At 36.8% G+C, this 18,104-nt stretch carries 14 protein-coding genes; 11 read left to right on the top strand and 3 right to left on the bottom strand.

Features of this window, described 5'->3' with window-relative positions:
- Positions 1–117: 117 nt before the first annotated feature.
- Complete coding sequence (locus tag DYR29_RS14130) at positions 118–1,476, top strand: acyl-CoA dehydrogenase family protein (protein WP_142718830.1); 1,359 nt, start codon at positions 118–120, stop codon at positions 1,474–1,476.
- Between the two features lie 68 nt (positions 1,477–1,544).
- Here DYR29_RS14130 and DYR29_RS14125 read toward each other — a convergent pair whose 3' ends face one another.
- Entirely contained in the window at positions 1,545–1,922 is a 378-nt protein-coding gene (locus tag DYR29_RS14125) for a DoxX family protein (protein ID WP_213277376.1), read from the bottom strand.
- A gap of 152 nt (positions 1,923–2,074) precedes the next feature.
- On the opposite strand from DYR29_RS14125, the gene DYR29_RS14120 reads away from it, so the two are divergent.
- Positions 2,075–2,323, top strand: a complete 249-nt coding sequence (locus DYR29_RS14120) for a bacteriocin-like protein (RefSeq protein WP_213277375.1) — start codon at positions 2,075–2,077, stop codon at positions 2,321–2,323.
- A 110-nt stretch (positions 2,324–2,433) separates the two neighbouring features.
- Here DYR29_RS14120 and DYR29_RS14115 read toward each other — a convergent pair whose 3' ends face one another.
- Together DYR29_RS14115 and lon are read right to left on the bottom strand one after the other, a co-directional pair.
- A complete protein-coding gene (locus DYR29_RS14115; protein ID WP_142718832.1) occupies positions 2,434–3,546 on the bottom strand; it encodes an AI-2E family transporter in 1,113 nt (370 codons plus the stop codon).
- Positions 3,547–3,753: 207 nt separating this feature from the next.
- Positions 3,754–6,159: an endopeptidase La gene (gene lon, locus DYR29_RS14110; protein WP_213277374.1), complete on the bottom strand. Its 2,406-nt coding sequence runs from the start codon at positions 6,157–6,159 to the stop codon at positions 3,754–3,756.
- A gap of 260 nt (positions 6,160–6,419) precedes the next feature.
- Here lon and DYR29_RS14105 point away from each other — a divergent pair, with 260 nt between their 5' ends.
- The 9 genes from DYR29_RS14105 (at position 6,420) to asnB (ending at position 18,083) form a co-directional block, all read left to right on the top strand.
- Entirely contained in the window at positions 6,420–8,573 is a 2,154-nt protein-coding gene (locus DYR29_RS14105; protein WP_213277373.1) for a peptidylprolyl isomerase, read from the top strand.
- Positions 8,574–8,703: 130 nt separating this feature from the next.
- Complete coding sequence (locus tag DYR29_RS14100) at positions 8,704–9,654, top strand: MlaD family protein (protein ID WP_213277372.1); 951 nt, start codon at positions 8,704–8,706, stop codon at positions 9,652–9,654.
- Positions 9,655–9,662: 8 nt separating this feature from the next.
- Positions 9,663–11,000, top strand: coding sequence for a (Fe-S)-binding protein (locus DYR29_RS14095; RefSeq protein WP_047424663.1), 1,338 nt, complete (start codon positions 9,663–9,665; stop codon positions 10,998–11,000).
- Between the two features lie 87 nt (positions 11,001–11,087).
- The gene (locus DYR29_RS14090; RefSeq protein WP_047377320.1) at positions 11,088–11,873 is read left to right on the top strand and encodes a (Fe-S)-binding protein; all 786 of its coding nucleotides are present in this window, start codon (positions 11,088–11,090) and stop codon (positions 11,871–11,873) included.
- Between the two features lie 20 nt (positions 11,874–11,893).
- Positions 11,894–13,030 carry a hypothetical protein gene (locus DYR29_RS14085; protein WP_213277371.1) on the top strand — a complete coding sequence of 379 codons (1,137 nt, stop codon included), beginning with the start codon at positions 11,894–11,896 and terminating at the stop codon, positions 13,028–13,030.
- Between the two features lie 109 nt (positions 13,031–13,139).
- Positions 13,140–13,628: a hypothetical protein gene (locus DYR29_RS14080; protein ID WP_213277370.1), complete on the top strand. Its 489-nt coding sequence runs from the start codon at positions 13,140–13,142 to the stop codon at positions 13,626–13,628.
- Positions 13,629–13,725: 97 nt separating this feature from the next.
- On the top strand, positions 13,726–14,859 hold the full coding sequence (locus DYR29_RS14075; protein ID WP_213277369.1) for a glycosyltransferase: 1,134 nt from the start codon (positions 13,726–13,728) through the stop codon (positions 14,857–14,859).
- Positions 14,860–14,864: 5 nt separating this feature from the next.
- The gene (locus tag DYR29_RS14070; protein WP_213277368.1) at positions 14,865–16,118 is read left to right on the top strand and encodes a polysaccharide biosynthesis C-terminal domain-containing protein; all 1,254 of its coding nucleotides are present in this window, start codon (positions 14,865–14,867) and stop codon (positions 16,116–16,118) included.
- 66 nt (positions 16,119–16,184) lie between these two features.
- Positions 16,185–18,083 carry an asparagine synthase (glutamine-hydrolyzing) gene (asnB, locus tag DYR29_RS14065; RefSeq protein ID WP_213277367.1) on the top strand — a complete coding sequence of 633 codons (1,899 nt, stop codon included), beginning with the start codon at positions 16,185–16,187 and terminating at the stop codon, positions 18,081–18,083.
- The last annotated feature ends 21 nt before the right edge of the window (positions 18,084–18,104 follow it).

Here is an 18,104-nt window from a genome sequence, read left to right as displayed (position 1 = left end):
ATATTCAGTTTTAATTGATTGAAAATAAGTGTTTTGTAAAATGTGGTAGAGTTCCGGTGTTTGCTTTCGGAGCAATTTTTGCTTATCTTTTACAAACCAAAACTACAATCTATCACTATGTCAAATACCTTTTCCAAAATCAGAAACGCAATAGGACTATTCACATCCATAGATTTTGATCAGCTGAGTGCCATTTCTCAAAAAGTGGATCTTCCCAAACTGATGCATAATTTCTCAAAACTGGATGATAAACAGCTTTCCGGGCTTATGAAAATGCTGGATCCGGAAAAGAAAAAGAAAGAACTTCCACCTATTGACGGAGATTTCTATGATATCTACCATACTCTTACTCCCGAACAGCGCGAAATTCAGCTTAAAGTAAGAGCTTTCATGGAAAAAGAAGTAAAACCTCTGGTGAATCATTACTGGCTCAGAGACGAGTTTCCATTTGAATTGATTCCCAAATTCCAAAAACTGGATATCTGCGGCGTGACTTACGAAGGTTATGGCTGTCCGGGAATGCCTTTCCTGATGGAAGGAGTCATTGCTATGGAAATGGCAAGAGTAGATGCTTCCATAGCAACGTTTTTCGGAGTACAATCTGGGCTGGCAATGGGATCTATTTATATCTGCGGATCTGAAGAACAGAAACAAAAATGGCTTCCGCAGATGCAGAAATTTGAAAAAATAGGTGCTTTCGGACTTACAGAGCCGGAAGTAGGTTCCGGAGCAGCAGGCGGTCTCACCGTAACGTGTAAAAAAACACCTGAAGGCTGGGTTCTGAATGGTCAGAAAAAATGGATAGGGAACGCCACTTTTGCTGATATAATTATTATCTGGGCAAGAGATCTTGATAGCGGAGAGGTGAAAGGATTTATTGTTGAAAAAGATAATCCCGGATTTTCTGTAGAAAAGATCAAAGGGAAAATGGCCTTAAGGATTGTCCAGAACGGATTGATCACATTAAAAGACTGTATTGTAACTGAAGAAAACCGTCTTCAGAATGCCAACTCATTTAAAGATACCGGAAAAGTACTCAGAATGACCAGAGCTGGGGTGGCATGGATGGCAACCGGCTGCGCACGAGGGGCCTATGAAAGTGCCCTGGATTATACCAGAAAAAGAGAACAGTTTGGAAGACCTATTGCTTCATTTCAAATGATTCAGGGGCATTTGGTAGAAATGTTGTCCAATCTTACTGCGATGCAAACGATGGTGTTCCGGTTGTCTGAAATGCAGGATGAAGGAATTTTGAAAGATGAACATGCCTCTTTGGCTAAAGTTTTCTGTACGCTCAGAACCAGAGATATTGTTTCCAGAGCAAGAGAAGTAATGGGAGGAAATGGAATTCTACTGGAATACGATGTAGCCAGGTTTGTTGCTGATGCAGAAGCCATTTATTCTTATGAAGGAACGAAAGAAATCAATTCTTTGATTGTAGGACGTTCTATTACAGGCTTCAGTGCTTTTGTGTAGAGGAATAGGTAGCAGAAAACAGATAATAGGTTGTGGGCAATGCGACCTACAACCTATTATCTGCAACCTTATGAAACTAAGTTTTTATATTTCTCCTTGTTGTCAATGAGTATCCAAAGGTTGATCAGGAACATCACCCCGGCAATACCCATACCCATTGGAGATTTGTCTAAAGTGAAAACATGGGCAACAATTCCTACCATCACGGGTAAAATAACAATAGCTCCCAGCGCCCTCGTTTTTGGGAAAATAAACAGTAATCCACCAATGACTTCTACGATACCCACTAATGGCATGAGCCAGCTGATTTCTCCGAAAGCAGAGAAGAGTTTCATTTGCTCCGGAGTAGGTTTCTCCATAGGCATATAGTTAAAAAACTTGTTTAATCCGGCATTAATAAACATAAGACCGAACAGTAAGCATAAAATGAATTTTATTATTTTCATGATTGATGATTTGATATCAAATGTAAAATAAAAATAGAATATTTTGTTATTTATTTAACATAAAATATTAAATCAATTGTTAATGTGCGTTAATTAGTGCTTTTGTATAATTTTATTGCATATCTTCGAAAAGCAAATCAAAACTATAAATCATGCTAAAAAATCTTAAAAAATTAAACCGTACGGATTTAAGAGAAATCCAAGGGGGAGGAGGTGTTGGAAAATGTGATATAGGACCGATAGGATGTCCATGTAAAATTCCACCTGGGGATCCTTGTTTAGGTGGCCCCGGAGGAGAACCCGGAGGTCCGACTTATGGATACTGTCCGGACAGTCAATCTTATATTCTATGTACAGAAACTTGTCCAAATGGAACGAGTCCTTTGTGTCCTCTTCCATAACAATAAAAAAAGACTGTCTTGAAAAGGCAGTTTTTTTTATTTAATTTAAAAGCTCAAGTCTTCAAAATAATATTATTTATTACTCATTACAAATTACTCATTAGTAATGATCAGTCCATTTCCTTCAACGTAATATTTTTAGAAATCTTATAACTTTTCTTCTTTTTATCAGGTCTCTGTTCTTCCCCAAGCAATCTTCCCCAAGGTTTAAGGTCATCTACTCTTTCACAAATAATCTTAATAATGGCAATCGCCGGAATACACAGGAACATTCCTGCAATTCCCCAGAGATGCTCTCCTAAAAGAATCCCGATGAAGGAAAATAAAGCATTGATTTTTACTTTGGAGCCCACCACAAATGGCAGGACAATATTTCCGTCTACAGCATGAATTGCAATATATCCCAAAGCAACATAGATACACGTTGAAGGAGTAGAAGTTGCAAAAGCTATAAAACAGGAGATTAAAAGGGAAATAAAAATTCCCAGATATGGAATAACATTTAATAATCCGGTAAGAACTCCTAAGAGAATGGCATATTTTACTCCTAAAACTGTAAGGAGAATAGATGTTAAAACAGAAACGATGATTACCTGAAGAAAAAGCCCGAAGATATACTTCTTGGTCATGATACGGATCTCATTTACAGCTTCCTGTACGCTTGCTTTGTGTCTTTCGTTGAAAACGGTGACGATAAAATTATTTAAAAGCCTTCTGTAATTTAAAATAAAGATAAAAAACAGAGTGAAAAATATAATAAAACCGAATCCTGTTGAAAATATTCCAAAGGTAAATCCTAAAATTACCCCCGAAGAAGACAGCAGTTTAGTTAATCCCTGATTAATATAATCCACCTGTTCATCCACTTTCACATTAAATGTTTTTGAAACCCAGTGCTGAAGGCTATTGAAAACGGTGGTGAACTGCTCCTTGAGGTGTGGAAGATCTTTGCTGAAATCAGACAGCTGATTGGTGAAAAAATAAATAATACCGCCTAGAATCATCAGCATAATAAATACTGAAGTCATGGTAGACATGGATCTCGGAAATCTTAACTTTTTTTCCATAAAAGTGGCTGCCGGCAAAAATAGCATAGCCATAAGGAATGCAAGAAAAAACGGAGCTAAAATGCTCTGTCCTAACGCCAGAAGGTAGCCAAGGCCAATGATAGAAATGACCACGAGCGTAAGCTTGACAAGGAAAGGAAGTCTAAGAAAATTCATAATCTAAAAATCTGCAGTGTGGAATAAAAATAAGAAAACCCATCTGAATTGAAAAATTTTTTATTCAATCCTTCAGGATTTTCTTCTATTGTATCAAATTTTATTCCATGCAGCGGAGAAAGGAATGTATTTGTTTATAAAACAGAAACACGCTCTGATACTCAGAACGTGTTTCCTTATTGAGAAGTTAATATGTTACAAATTGTTTTATTCTTCAATGGCGATGTCAATGACTTCCTCCATTCTGCTGACGTAATGTACTTTCAGATCTTTTAAATAGTCTTTTTTGATCTCTTCAACATCTTTTCTGTTAGCTTCACAAAGGATAACATCTTTAATTCCGGCTCTTGTAGCAGCAAGAAGTTTTTCTTTGATTCCTCCTACAGGAAGTACTTTTCCTCTTAAAGTAATTTCTCCGGTCATCGCAAGGTGAGGTTTTATCTTCTTGTTTTTAAAAGAAGAAACCATTGATGTAAGCATTGCAATACCTGCAGACGGTCCATCTTTAGGAGTTGCTCCTTCAGGAACGTGTACGTGGATGTTTTTCTTGTCCAGTTCCTCCTGAGGAATTCCCAGTTCGTCATGCTTAGCTTTAATATATTCTAAGGCAATAGTTGCAGACTCTTTCATTACTGTACCAAGGTTTCCGGTCATCGTTAATGCCCCTTTACCATTACTTAGAATACTTTCAATATAAAGAATATCTCCGCCTACGCTTGTCCAGGCAAGACCTGTTACAACGCCTGGAACTCCGGTAATTTCTGACAGGCTTTTCGGTCTTGGAACCCCAAGAATTTCATCTACTTTAGCAACAGAAATTTTTGGATCATATTCTTTTACCAAAGCAGTCTGAAGGGCCACCCATCTTCCAATGGCAGCAATTCTTTTCTCCAGAGTTCTTACACCGCTCTCCGAAGTGTGGGCTTCTATAATATGTTTAAGCTCTGCATTTCCAAGTTTGAATGACTTTGCATCCAGACCATTTTCCTCTTGCTGTTTCTTGATTAAGTGTCTTTTCGCAATCTCAATCTTTTCCTCCAAAGTATAACCGGCAATCTGAATGATCTCCGTTCTGTCTAAAAGAGGAGTCTGTATCGTTGAAAGAGAATTGGCTGTAGCAATAAACATTACTTTTGACAGGTCATAACCCATCTCAAGGAAATTGTCATAGAAAGACTTATTTTGTTCAGGATCAAGAACCTCTAATAGTGCTGAGCTTGGATCACCATGAAGTCCCTGTCCGATTTTATCAATCTCATCAAGTACGATTACCGGGTTTGAAGTACCGGATTTCTTGATCGACTGTAAAATTCTTCCCGCCATAGCACCGATATAGGTTTTTCTATGTCCGCGGATTTCACTCTCGTCATGAAGACCACCTAAAGATAATCTCACATATTTTCTTCCTAAAGCATCTGCAATAGATTTTCCTAAAGAGGTTTTACCAACTCCCGGAGGCCCTACCAGTAATAAAATAGGAGACTTCATGTTGTTTTTTAATTTTAAAACAGCCATGTGTTCCAAAATTCTTTTCTTGATATCTTCCAGCCCAAAGTGAGCTTTGTCAAGCACTTTTTCTGCTTTTGCAATATCAAAAATATCTTTTGTATACGTTTCCCAGGGAAGGTCTGTAAAGAAATCCAGATAGTTTCTCTGTACATTATAGTCGGGAGAATTAGGGTTCTGGCGCTGTAATCTGCCGATTTCCTTTTGAAAATGCTCCTCTACTTCTTTACTCCATTTTTTGGTTTTAGCCTTGGCAATCAGATCTTCCACATCACTTTCAGGTCCTCCGCCCAATTCTTCCTGGATGGTTCTGATCTGTTGATTCAGGAAATATTCTCTCTGCTGCTTGTCAAGATCCTTTGAAGTTTTCTGATGGATCTGGCTTCTCAGTTCCAGTTTTCTGAAATCTTCATGCATCATTTCGTAGCATTGATTTGCTCTTATCATCAGGTTTTTCTCTTCAAGAAGCTTTTGTTTTGCTATTGAAGAAAAATTGGCATTGGTGCAGATGAAATTAAGAAGGTCATCATTATTATTGATGTTTTTGATCGCAAAATTGGCTGCATTAGGGATATTCGGGTCCAGTTCAATGATCTTTAAAGCAAGATCCTTGATATTCTCAAGCAATGCTTCATATTCCTCCTGATTTTTAGGACGTGTATCTTTTAATTTTGATATTTCTGCCCTGAAATAAGGCTGATTTTCAATAATCTTTTTAATCTTGAATCGATGGAAGCCTTTCGTGATCGCCGTAATATTTCCTTCCGGAAGCTTAATAATCTTAATGATTTTTGCTAAGGTACCTGTTGTATAAATATCTTTTTCGGCAGGCTGTTCCATATCCGAATTTTTCTGGCTTACAATTCCAATGAAATCTCCGTTCTTCTGTGCTTCCTCAAGAAGCTGTATAGAGGTTTTTCTCCCTGCAGTAATAGGAATTACCACATTGGGGAACATCACCATATTTCTTACGGGAAGTATAGGGAATATTTTCTGTTCGGAATTTTTATCAGTCTCAGCGAAGTCGGAAAGATTGATTTCTTCAGTTACGATATCAAATCCGTCACTGATCATTTCTTCTAAACTAATATCTTCAAATTCTATCATAGTCAATCTAATGACAAATTGTCATTTTCGTTTTTTATCGTTAAAGGGATTTTTTATAATATGCTCTGAAAACGTGTGGCATATTATAATATTCTAAAAATGCACAATACTTATGCCATTTGTTTTTTACTTAAAAATACGGTCAAAATTTCCTTTTTTAGATAATCTTTGCATTAAAAATCAAAATAAAGCAGTTCTGTTTCTGTAATTTCTTAAAAATGTGTATTTTCGCAAACTGATAAAAAACTATAATTTATAAAATGGCAATTTTAGGACAGATTAGGAGTAAGCCTTGGCTTTTAATGGGAGTAATAGCCTTAGCGCTTTTGGCGTTCTTGGTGAACCCCGATAGTATCGACAAGGTTTTTGGTAAAAATCCTGACGTTTTAGGAAAAGTAAATGGTGAGAAAATCACCCGCGAAGAGTTCAATGATCAGCTTTTCGTGTTGCAGCAGCAGGCTGAACAACAAGGTCGTCCGAAAGCCGGTCTTGAAGAGCAGGCGTGGCAGTTACTTGTACAATCTAAACTTATCAAACAACAGTTTGAGAAACTAGGTTTTGAAATGACTGATGATTATTTCTGGAACCAAATCCAGTACGATCAGATGTTTGCCCAGAATCAACAGTTCTTTGATGAGAAAGGTAACTTTAAAACTCAAGATCTTAAAAAAGAAATTGAAACATTAAAAAACACCAATCCTGAAGGATATAATCAATGGTTGAAAACTAGAAAGACGATTGAGTACAGACTAATGGCAAGACAGGTGTTTACCAATATTTCAGCAGGTATCACTACCGGTAAGAAAGAAGCAGAAGAATTGATGAAGCAGAGAGATCAGCTTGCAGATATCGACTTTGTGAAAGTGGATTATGCGGCATATCTTCAGAAAACCAAGATCAATGTTACAACACAGGATCTTGCAGACTACATCCAGAAGCACCCTGTAATGTTCAAAGCTGAACCAAGCAGAAATATCGGTGTTGTATACTTCCCATCAAAACCTAGTGCAGCAGATGATGCAGCAACTCTGAAAGAAATTACAAAATTATATTCAGGAGGTACAGATGCAAGCGGGGGTACGGAAAACTTCCAGAATACGAAAAATGATTCTATGTTTGTAATGGCAAATTCTGATGCGCCATTCAATCCTCAGTATACAAGTCCTGCTCAATTGCCTCCAACGATCAAAGATCAGATCACTACAGCAGCAATAGGTCAGACTTTTGGACCTTATAAAGAGCAAGATGTTTATGTAGTTTCTAAACTTATAGGTAAAAGAGCTTCAGACTCTACTTTATCTAGACATATCCTTATTGCGTTCAAAGGAAGCCCTGCGGGTGAAGGAGTAACAAGAACTAAAGAGCAGGCTAAGAAATTAGCAGACTCTATTGGTGCTATTGTAAAAGCAACTCCTGCTAAATTTACAGAGTTCCTTAAGCTTTCCAGCGATCCGAATTCTGCAGCACAGGGAGGTAGCTTAGGGTGGACAACTCCGGAAACACCTTTCGTACCAGAATTCCTTGCTTACCTTGCAAGCAATCCTAAAGGAGCTACAGGTGTAGTAGAAACACAGTTCGGTTACCATATCATCAATATTGAAGATAAAAAATCAGGATCAATGGGGTATAAAGTTGCCAACCTTGTGAAAGCAATTAAACCTTCAGATGCTACTGAGGCTGAATCAGACAAAAAATCAAGAAAATTCATTCAGCAGGTTCAAGGAAAATCTTTCAACGATTTCGTGAACATTGCTAAAAAAGGAAATTACCAGTTCTCTAATCCAAAAGCAGCAAAAAGATTTGAAGGTCAGATTCAGGGCTTAGGTACTGAAAAAGATGCAGACATCCTTACCTGGGCTTTCGACAAGAAAAGAACTAAAGGAGATACTGAACTATTTACTGTAGATGGAACAGGTGATAAAATTGTAGTTTATCTGAACGGAAAACAAGATGCAGGTCTTGCTGATCCGGAATCTGTAAGAGATCAGATTGAAACTATCGTTAAAAATAAACTGGCTGCAAAACAAATTTCTGATAAAATTACTGCAGCAAAAGCTTCAAGCTTAGATCAGGTAGCTAAATTATTTGCAGCTCCTAAACAGTCTGCTCAGGTAAATCTATTGAACCCTTCAGTAGCGGGTGCTATGGAGCCTAAAGTTGCCGGTGCAGCATTCGGTGTTGCAAAAGGTAAGCTTTCTAACCCGGTTGAAGGAGGAACTGGAGTTTATGTTTTGATCAAAAAATCAGAAACGATCAACAAACAACCTGGAGATCTTAAGCAGTTTACAGAGTCTCTTACTCAGAGAAGTTCTGGAATGTTCGGACAGGCTTGGATGAAGAGTCTTCAGGACAATGCAGATATTGAAGATTTTAGAATCGAGATCTGGGGTAAGCTTGGAAATCAGCAACAATAAGAAATACATTTCAATGATATAAAGGCGGCAAATTTTTTTTGTCGCCTTTTTTTGTATTTAACGCAGAACAATATTGGAAAAGATTTATTTAAAATGTGTTATATTTGCTTATTAGAAAAAAAATTAGCAAGTGAAGTTCAGTAAAGAATTAAAAGCTGGTGTGATCACACTTCTGGCTATTGTAGGCTTTGTCGTGTTGTTTCAGTTTATGAAAGGGAAAAGCCTTTTTACTACCGACAATATATTTTACGCAAAATATGATAATGTAGAAGGTCTGGCGCAGTCTTCGGCAGTTTCTATCAACGGATTGAAAGTAGGGCAGGTGGATAAAATTATTCCTCTGACCTCAAAAGACGGTAAAATTAATTTTGTTGTAAAAATTACAGTAGATAACAAATTTGAATTTTCAAAAAATTCATCATTAGAAATCTTTGAACCAGGACTAATGTCCGGCAAAGAAATGAGAGTAAACCTTGCATACGGAGGTGCGACTGCAAAAGACGGTGATACCCTGAAAGGTGCTTTTAAACTGGGAACATTGGGAAGTCTTTCTTCTCAGGTAGGTCCGGTAAAAGATCAGCTGCAGGTGGTTCTACACAGAGTAGACTCTCTGATGGCTAATGCCAATCTGCTTGTGGATGCTCAAAACAGAGCTGAAATAAAAGCTTTATTATCCAATCTTAATAAAACAGTAGGTGCACTACAGACTACAGCAGGAAGTGTAAACAACCTTGTAGGACACAATGACCCTAAACTGCAGAAAGTACTGGATGATGCCAGTCTTACGATGCAGAGTGGAAAAGTGACGCTGGATAAATACGGAAATCTGGCTCAGAGCATTGATACTAAACAATTGAATGCAACTATCGCCAACTTGGATGCTACTGTAGGAAAACTGAATCAGGTAATTGGTGGAATAGACAAAGGAGAAGGAAGTTTAGGTAAATTGATGAAAGATGATCAGCTTTACAATAATCTGAACTCAGCATCTTCCAACTTGAATACATTAATTGAAGATATGAAAGCGAACCCGAAAAGATATATCAACTTCTCGGTTTTCGGTAAAAATAATAAAGACTAATACACCGTATGCAGTACATCGATAACATTATTTTCCTGATTTTATTAGTGGCCGGATTTGGTTTGTTTGCCAAAAGCCTTCTAAAGATCTATAGAAATATCAGGTTGGGTCATGAAATCAACAGAAACGACAGAAAAGGAGAACGTTGGGGAACTATGGCTCGTGTAGCAATGGGGCAGAGTAAAATGACAGCACGTCCTGTTGCAGGAGTTTTGCACCTTTTTGTATATGTCGGTTTTGTGATTATTAATATTGAATTAATAGAAATTGTTGTTGATGGAATATTTGGGACGCATCGTTTCTTATCAAGCATTTTAGGACATACATTTTATAATTTCTTCACTGCAACACTAGAAGTTTTAGCACTTTTGGTGGTGATTGGAGTTGTTATTTTCTTTATCCGTAGAAATTTTTACGGAGTGAAAAGGTTAACCATGAAAGAACTTTTCGGTTGGCCAAAAAATGATGCAAACTGGATTTTGATCATCGAATTCGCACTGATGATGGCTTTCTTTATGATGAATGCTTCAGATTTTATTTTACAGGCGAGAGGTGTTTTTCCTGAACATGGAAGCTTCCCGATCAGTGAAATGACATTCGTTCCGTTTTTGGAAATCTTCAATTTTGATAGCGGATTTTTGATGTTCACAGAAAAAGGAGCCTGGTGGTTCCATTTTGTGGGGATTCTTTTCTTCATGAACTATCTTTATTACTCAAAACACCTGCATATTATCCTTGCATTTCCAAGTACTTGGTATGCAAATCTTGATAAAAAAGGAAAATTCAATAATCTTGACTCTGTAACCAAGGAGATCAAATTAATGATGGATCCTAACGCAGATCCTTATGCTGCACCAGCTGAAGGAGCTGAAGCTGATGTACCGTCTAAATTCGGTGCTGAAGATATCTTTGACCTGAACCAGGTACAGCTGCTTAATGCGTATTCATGTACAGAATGCGGACGTTGTACTTCCGTTTGTCCGGCTAATATTACCGGAAAAAAACTTTCTCCGAGACTGATCCTGATGAAAACCAGAGACAGATTGGAAGAAGTAGGAAGAAATATTGATGCAAATGGAAAATTTGTTGATGACGGTAAAAAACTGCTGAACGATTATATCACAAAAGAAGAACTTTGGGCTTGTACAACATGTAATGCATGTACAGAAGCCTGTCCGGTATTGCTTGATCCGCTTTCCATTATTTTTGAAATGAGAAGATTCCTGGTGATGGAACAGTCTGCTGCTCCACAGGAACTGAATCTGATGATGACCAATGTGGAAAATAATGCAGCTCCTTGGCAGTATAATCAGGCTGACCGTCTTAACTGGGCATCGGAAAACTAGATAATTAATCGATTTGAAAATTTGAAATTGATGCAATTCTAATCATTTCAAATTTCCAGATTCTCACATTTTCAAATTGAAAAAGAAATGGATTTCAATATAAAAACAATGGCAGAATATGCTGCCGAAGGAAAAGCCCCGGAAGTTTTATTTTGGGTTGGATGTGCGGGAAGCTTTGATGACCGTGCTAAAAAAATTACAAAAGCATTTTGCAAGATATTAAATAAGATAGGGGTTGAATTTGCGGTTTTAGGACAGGAAGAAAGCTGTACCGGCGATCCTGCAAAAAGAGCAGGAAACGAATTCGTTTTCCAGATGATGGCCCTTACGAATATTGAAGTGCTGAATGCTTACGAAGTAAAGAAAATCGTAACGGCTTGTCCACACTGTTTCAATACCCTGAAAAATGAATATCCAAGCTTAGGTGGGCACTTTGATGTAGTGCACCATACTCAGTTCCTTAAAACCTTGATGGAAGAAGGAAGACTGAAAATAGAAGGAGGCGCATTCAAAGGGAAAAAAATCACTTTCCATGATCCTTGTTATCTGGGACGTGCCAATGATGAATATGAAGCTCCAAGAATGCTGCTTGAGAAGCTGGATGCAGAGCTTGTAGAAATGAAGCGTTGTAAAACCAACGGACTTTGCTGTGGAGCAGGAGGAGCACAGATGTTTAAAGAACCTGAAAAAGGAAATAAAGACATCAATATCGAAAGAACAGAAGAAGCTTTATCTTTTGAGCCAAAAGTAATTGCTACAGGATGTCCATTCTGTAATACCATGATGACAGATGGTGTAAAACACTTTAACAAAAATACCGAAGTTGCCGTAAAAGATATTGTTGAACTTCTTGCTGAAGCAGAAGATTTATAATTGTAATCTTACACAGGTTTATGAAGGTAGAATGGAGACTCTCCTTTTTGTTTATAATTTCGATACTTGCTGCTCTTACATTCTGGAATTACCAGAACAGAGTATATGACTGGGATATGCCGGGGTATTTAGGAAGTATGTACACTTCTGAATTCCCGAATTCACCGGATAAAGTTCGGATAATCACTTATGATGAAATAAAAAAAGAAGCTCCTGCGGATCATTATACAGACATCATCGGAATAAAACAGTGGGATATTCCCAGGCAGTATTTCGTAAAAAATACACAATCTTTTACAGAACAATTACCCTATTTTCAAATTAAAGTAGGGTATATTCTTGTAATAACCCTTTTTTATAAGCTGGGACTTAGCTCTCCAATGGCGGTCCTGTTTACTAGTCTTATTTCTTACTTTTTTTCCGGATTATTATTGTTTTATATTCTAAAACTTCTGTTTCCAAGGAAATACTGGTTAGCAACAGTATTAACAGTTGCCTGCATGCTTTTGCCGCCAGTGACGTATATGTCCAGGGTTTCCACACCGGATATGTTCATTTTTCAGTTTATCCTGATCTTTATCATTGGGCTGCTCAAAAAATGGAACAAATGGGGGATGTTTGTACTTCTGTTTTCAATCACCTTTATACGGCCGGACTATATTACATTTACCCTGACTTATATTATGGCTGTTTTCTTCTTTTACTATTTCAGAGAAAAGAAGATTGATGTTTCTTTTATCGCACAGGGAATCGTACTTCTTGCCATGTATCTCGCCATCATTAAGTTTTATCATTATCCCGGATGGAAAGATCTGTTTTATGATACTTTTATTGACAGAAGACCTATTATTTCGACACATCCCATCGATGTAAGTTTAAAAGACTATCTGAGTATTATCTATATCAAGATTATTTACTTCAAAAAGGTGACTTTATCTGTAGGCATCATGATTGCAGTAATTTTTTGGCGTTCAAAAGATGCTTGGGTAAGGATGATTTCAGTACTTTTCCTTGTGAACGTGTACATCAAATTCTTTTTCTTTCCGCAGTCGGCAGCATTGAGGTTCTTCTTTCCGTTTATTTTTCCGCTTTTTATTATGATGCTCTATGTATTGAGTAAAAAATACAATGATCTCAAACTCGAGAAAATTGCGTAATTTTGCTTTAAGATAATAAGGATCTGAAATCACAATCTCAGAAATATTCTGATCAGGAATCAGAACTGAAAATGATTGCAGAGGTCCTTGAAAAATAAATACTTACATTATGAAAATCGAAGAATCTAATATTGTAGAAACCAACGACTACAGAGTCATTATATATCCGGCTTCAAGACCTTTTGAAACTAAAGAAGCAAAGACAATTACCGAAAAACTATTTGATTTCCTTGCTACATGGGCCGCACATGGTAAACCGCTTTCTTCTTCATTTAAAATTGAAAAGAATCAGTTTATTGTGGTGTGTGTAGATGAAGAAAAAGAAATGGCTTCAGGATGCAGCATTGATGCTTTAGGGAAGGTAATGAGAGAAATTGATGAAGAATATCAATTGGGGCTTTTCGACAGAATGAAAGCTAGTTTTGTAGAAAATGGTGAAGTGAAAACTTTAAAGCTGATTGATTTTAAATCAAAATTGAGAAACGGAGAACTTTCAGACGATATCCAGGTTTTTGACTTCTCAAAAAACACTTACCTTGACTTTTTGAGCCACTTCCTTCTTCCTTTAGAGAAAAGCTGGGCGGCTTCTATAAAATAAACACTATTAAGCTTATACAACTGAATAATCATAAAGTGAGAACCTATTTCTCACTTTTTTGTTTTAATGTATATTTGTATAGATTCGACTAAGACTAATGCCTAAAGTACTTTTTTTAACGACATCCCACAGCTATAATGATGACCGTATTTTTTATCATCAGGCAAAGGCTCTTAGAGATAATGGGTATGAAGTAAAAATATGCAGTTTATATGCAGAGTACAACGGAGTTATTGACGGAATTGAAATAGAATCCTACGCCATACTGGAAGAAAGTATAGAAAAGAAAATGGAAACATTCCGTAAGGTTTGCGACAATTTTCAGCCCCAGACTATTATTTGTTCCGAACCTCTTGCTGTGGTAGCTTCAAAGAAATTTGTAAAAAAGCATAATGCAAGCTGTATTTATGATGTTACAGAATGGTATCCTTCTATGTCGATGCTGGACAGGTATCGTTTTCCGGCTAAAATATTTCAGGCCGTTAAGTTTTCTCTTATTCAGTGGTATGCAGGGTCTTTAAGCACTCATATTATTTTCGGAGAAACTACCAAAAAGTTTCCTTTAGCATATTTTTTCTGTTTTAAAAAGCAGATGATTCTTCCTTATTATCCCGATCCTGTTTATATCAGTGAAAATATCAGGAATCTTGGATCTGATGTCATTACTTTATGCTATACAGGCCAGATTTCTAAGGATAAAGGGATTGAAAATTTCTTTAAAGCCGTAGATCTTCTCCGTCAAAAGGTTCCAGCCCTTCATATTAAGATTCTGATTATCGGATCAACAGTACAGGAAAGTGATGAACTCTATTTTTCAGCATTATTGGAGAAATATTCTTTTGATGATATCGAGATCAGAAAACCTGCTGCTTTTGAGCAATTTACAGAAGCGTTGACAGATGCAGACCTATGTTTTGACCTTCGGGAAATCAATTTTGAAAACAACCACTCACTGCCAATAAAATTATTTTACTTTATGGGAGCGGGAAAACCTGTGATCTATTCAAATTTAAAAGGCATCAGAAAACATATGGGCACGCTTCCGTTTGGCAGTTTGGTAAATCCGCAGAATGCTGAGGCTATTTCAGAAATTATTCTCAATTATGTAAGAAACCCGGAACTGTATCATCTGCATGCTCTCAATGCACGGAATGAATTTGAAAGAAAATATAATTGGGGAACGATAAAAGATTCGTTTGTTGATTTTGTGAAAAAATCTATTGATAAATAATTGCTATGCAGCTTACTATTATTAAAACCTTTGTCTCACGTTTTCTTATTCTGATCCTGAGTTTCGGGCTGGTGATCTATTCTACGAATATGTGGGGAAGCGAAGGAAAGGGAACCATTTCTATTGTGGTTGCCAATGCTGCAGCAGTGAGTTTTTTCAGCAGTATCTTTTCGGGAAGCAGTGCTTCCTATTTTGCTTCAAGATTTAAAATAGAGAAAGTTTTATTATTTGCCTACTTGTGGTCTCTTCTGACGGGGCTTTTGATTCCTTTTCTATTTAGCCTGGCATCTATTCAGGGTGAATATCTTTTGTGTCTTATCGGAATCTCTGTTTTCTCTTCACTGTTGTCCACCAATATTAGTTTGTTTATTGGAACACAGGATATTAGGAAGTTTAATATTTATACTGTTTTACAACAGCTGATACACATCATCTTTATCGGAATATTGGTATATCTCTTCGGAAAGAAAGATGTTTCAGTATACTTTCTTGCACAGATCGGATGTCTGGCACTTCTTTTTCTGACCAGCTTTTTTCAGATCATCAAAAAATGCAATATTTCCGAAATATCATTCTGTAAAGATGTTGCCAGGAATATGTTTGAATACGGCTGGAAAACCCAGCTAAGTGCATTTGTTCAGTTTCTGAACTATAGACTTTCATTTTATTTTCTTGAATATTTTGAAGGCATTGCCAGCGTAGGGATTTTTTCTATCGGGGTCACTTTTTCCGAAGCGATCTGGACGATTACCCGCAGTATTGCTGTAATTTTATATTCAGATGTGGTGAATAGTAAAAGCAGTGAGGAATCTATAGAAAAAACAAAAGAAGCTTTAAAACTGACTTTCATTTTGATGATAGGTTTTGTACTGGGAATCATTATGATCCCGTCACAGGTCTATGAAATGATTTTCGGAGAAGAATTCAGAAATACCAAAGAAATTATGCTTCTCTTATCTCCGGGAATTTTTGCCATCGCTGTGAGTGATATGGTAGGACATTACTTCTCTGGAATGAGGGAATTGAAAATTCTCAATATAAAATCAATTGTAGGACTTATTGTTACGGTAGTGTTTTCTTTCATTGCCATACCAAGATGGGGAATTTTGGGTGCTTGTCTTGCAACCACATCATCATATTTGGTTTCTGCCTTTCTGCTGTTTCGGAAATTTTATAGTTCTACCACCTTCAGTTTGAAAGATTACATGGTATCAAAAGAAGAAATTCAGCTTTTAAAAGAAAAATTTTTGAAAAAATAATTTACTCAGTTCAGGGACGGAAAATAAAGTCATTTTCCTATTTTTACAAATCTATTAATTCATTGTATGTGCGGAATCAGCGGTTATTATTCATTTCATAAAAGTATTTCCTCCACAAATATTCTGGAAATGAATCAGGCGATCAAACATCGCGGGCCCGATGATGAAGGGTTCTGGCTGTATGATTATGAGCAGGGGATTTCTTTCTCAGGAAATGATTCTACCCCTAAAATTAAAGAACAGTTTCCGGTTTTACAGGAAAGAAGCTCTGATATTGCCCTGGGTTTCCGCAGATTATCCATTATTGACCTTTCTGAAAAAGGTCATCAGCCGATGCTTTCAGAGAATGAACAGGTCATTATTACTTTTAATGGAGAGATTTATAATTTTAAAAAATTAAGAAAAGAACTCGAGTCCTTAGGTCATTCTTTCCGAAGCAATTCTGATACTGAAGTTATCCTCAGGGGCTATAAGGAGTGGGGAAATTCAACCTTTGTGAAGCTGGATGGGATGTTTGCGATCTGTATTGTTGACCTTACCAATAAAAAACTTATACTGGCAAGGGACAGAGTAGGAATGAAACCGCTTTTTTACTATCAAAGTGAAGAGGGACTGGTTTGGGCTTCAGAAATAAAAGCACTGCTGATAAATGAATTTGTAAAGCCTGAAATCAACTGGAATGGAGTTTACACCAATTTCCTTTTTCAAACAACATTAGCACCGCAAACCTGTTTTCAGGATATTTTATCCCTGGAACCTGCCTCTTTGATGACCGTTGATTTATCAGATCAAAAAATTACCAAAGAAAAATTCTGGACACTCCCTTCACCGTCTGTTAAAAATATTCCGGAAGAAGAAGCTGTAAGAAAAATAGATGAATTGCTTTCGGAAAGCATTTCAGAACAGTTATACGCTGATGTTCCTGTAGCAATGATGATGAGCGGTGGAATAGATTCTACTTTAATTGCTTCAAAATCAAAACCTTTTAATCCAGATATCAATACATACACTATCTCTTATCCGTTTTCTGAAGAAGAAGTGAAAAACGCCTCTCTGGCTGCCCAACATTTTGGCATTTCGCATGACATAAAAGAAGTGAGTGATGATGAAGCGCTGGAACAGCTTAAGGAAAATATCCAGCATTTTGAAGAACCTTACAGCAGTTTTGAAGTCTTGATCAATGCTGCAAAATATGCACATGACAAAGATTTTAAAGTGGTATTAAGCGGAAATGGTGCCGATGAACTTTTTGCCGGTTATTCCCATACCTTGAAGCTGAATAGATGGCTGCTGATGAGGAATTTTAACTTTGTAAAGCCTTTTATTTTTACCAAAGATAAATTTTCGCAACGGGTAAAAAACTACTTTTCTCAGGATGATATGTTTGATTTTTTCAGACAGAGCCAGATCAGTATGATGCCTTCGGAAGTAAAAAATCTTTTTCATACTTCTATTTTTAAAAATATTAATACTGATTTGTCCGGTTACCATACTTCTGAAACAAAAAGCTATTCCGGATATTTTGAATATGATATGAAATATTCCCTGTCTTCCCATCATGTATTCAGGGATGATCTGAGTGCGATGAAATATAGCGTGGAATTTCGCTATCCTTATCTGAGTAATAATCTGATCAATTATGTAGCGTCATTACCTGAGAATATCAGATTTAACGGAAGTCAGAATAAACCATTACTGCGTAAAACAGCTGAAAAATATCTTCCTGAATCCGTTTTGAATATGCCTAAGAAAGGATTTTCTTTTCCGGTGCATTATTTTATTAAGAATGAAAGAAGAGTAAGGGATTTCATTGTTGAAAATCTTGAAAGTTTAAAAAAGAGAAATTTTTTCAACGCTGCAGTAATAGATGAGTGGTGGAATCACCAGGAACATGAGTATGATTGGGTGAAAATCTGGCAGCTGGTGACTTTTGAACTGTGGTATCAGAAATATTTTGAAAAATAAAGAAGGAGCCTAAAGATTAAT

The sequence above is a fragment of the Chryseobacterium indologenes genome (assembly GCF_018362995.1).
Classification (GTDB): Bacteria; Bacteroidota; Bacteroidia; order Flavobacteriales; family Weeksellaceae; genus Chryseobacterium; species Chryseobacterium indologenes_G.
Note: the sequence above shows the minus strand (reverse complement) of the source record. Positions and strands in the feature narration are given on the sequence as shown.

Coding starts and splice junctions, on each gene's coding strand:
- DYR29_RS14095 (WP_047424663.1), top strand. CDS start 9,663: ATGCAGTACATCGATAACATTATTTTCCTGATTTTATTAGTGGCCGGA.
- DYR29_RS14070 (WP_213277368.1), top strand. CDS start 14,865: ATGCAGCTTACTATTATTAAAACCTTTGTCTCACGTTTTCTTATTCTG.
- DYR29_RS14125 (WP_213277376.1), bottom strand. CDS start 1,922: ATGAAAATAATAAAATTCATTTTATGCTTACTGTTCGGTCTTATGTTT.
- DYR29_RS14075 (WP_213277369.1), top strand. CDS start 13,726: ATGCCTAAAGTACTTTTTTTAACGACATCCCACAGCTATAATGATGAC.
- DYR29_RS14115 (WP_142718832.1), bottom strand. CDS start 3,546: ATGAATTTTCTTAGACTTCCTTTCCTTGTCAAGCTTACGCTCGTGGTC.
- DYR29_RS14105 (WP_213277373.1), top strand. CDS start 6,420: ATGGCAATTTTAGGACAGATTAGGAGTAAGCCTTGGCTTTTAATGGGA.
- DYR29_RS14090 (WP_047377320.1), top strand. CDS start 11,088: ATGGATTTCAATATAAAAACAATGGCAGAATATGCTGCCGAAGGAAAA.
- DYR29_RS14130 (WP_142718830.1), top strand. CDS start 118: ATGTCAAATACCTTTTCCAAAATCAGAAACGCAATAGGACTATTCACA.
- asnB (WP_213277367.1), top strand. CDS start 16,185: ATGTGCGGAATCAGCGGTTATTATTCATTTCATAAAAGTATTTCCTCC.
- DYR29_RS14080 (WP_213277370.1), top strand. CDS start 13,140: ATGAAAATCGAAGAATCTAATATTGTAGAAACCAACGACTACAGAGTC.
- DYR29_RS14120 (WP_213277375.1), top strand. CDS start 2,075: ATGCTAAAAAATCTTAAAAAATTAAACCGTACGGATTTAAGAGAAATC.
- lon (WP_213277374.1), bottom strand. CDS start 6,159: ATGATAGAATTTGAAGATATTAGTTTAGAAGAAATGATCAGTGACGGA.
- DYR29_RS14085 (WP_213277371.1), top strand. CDS start 11,894: ATGAAGGTAGAATGGAGACTCTCCTTTTTGTTTATAATTTCGATACTT.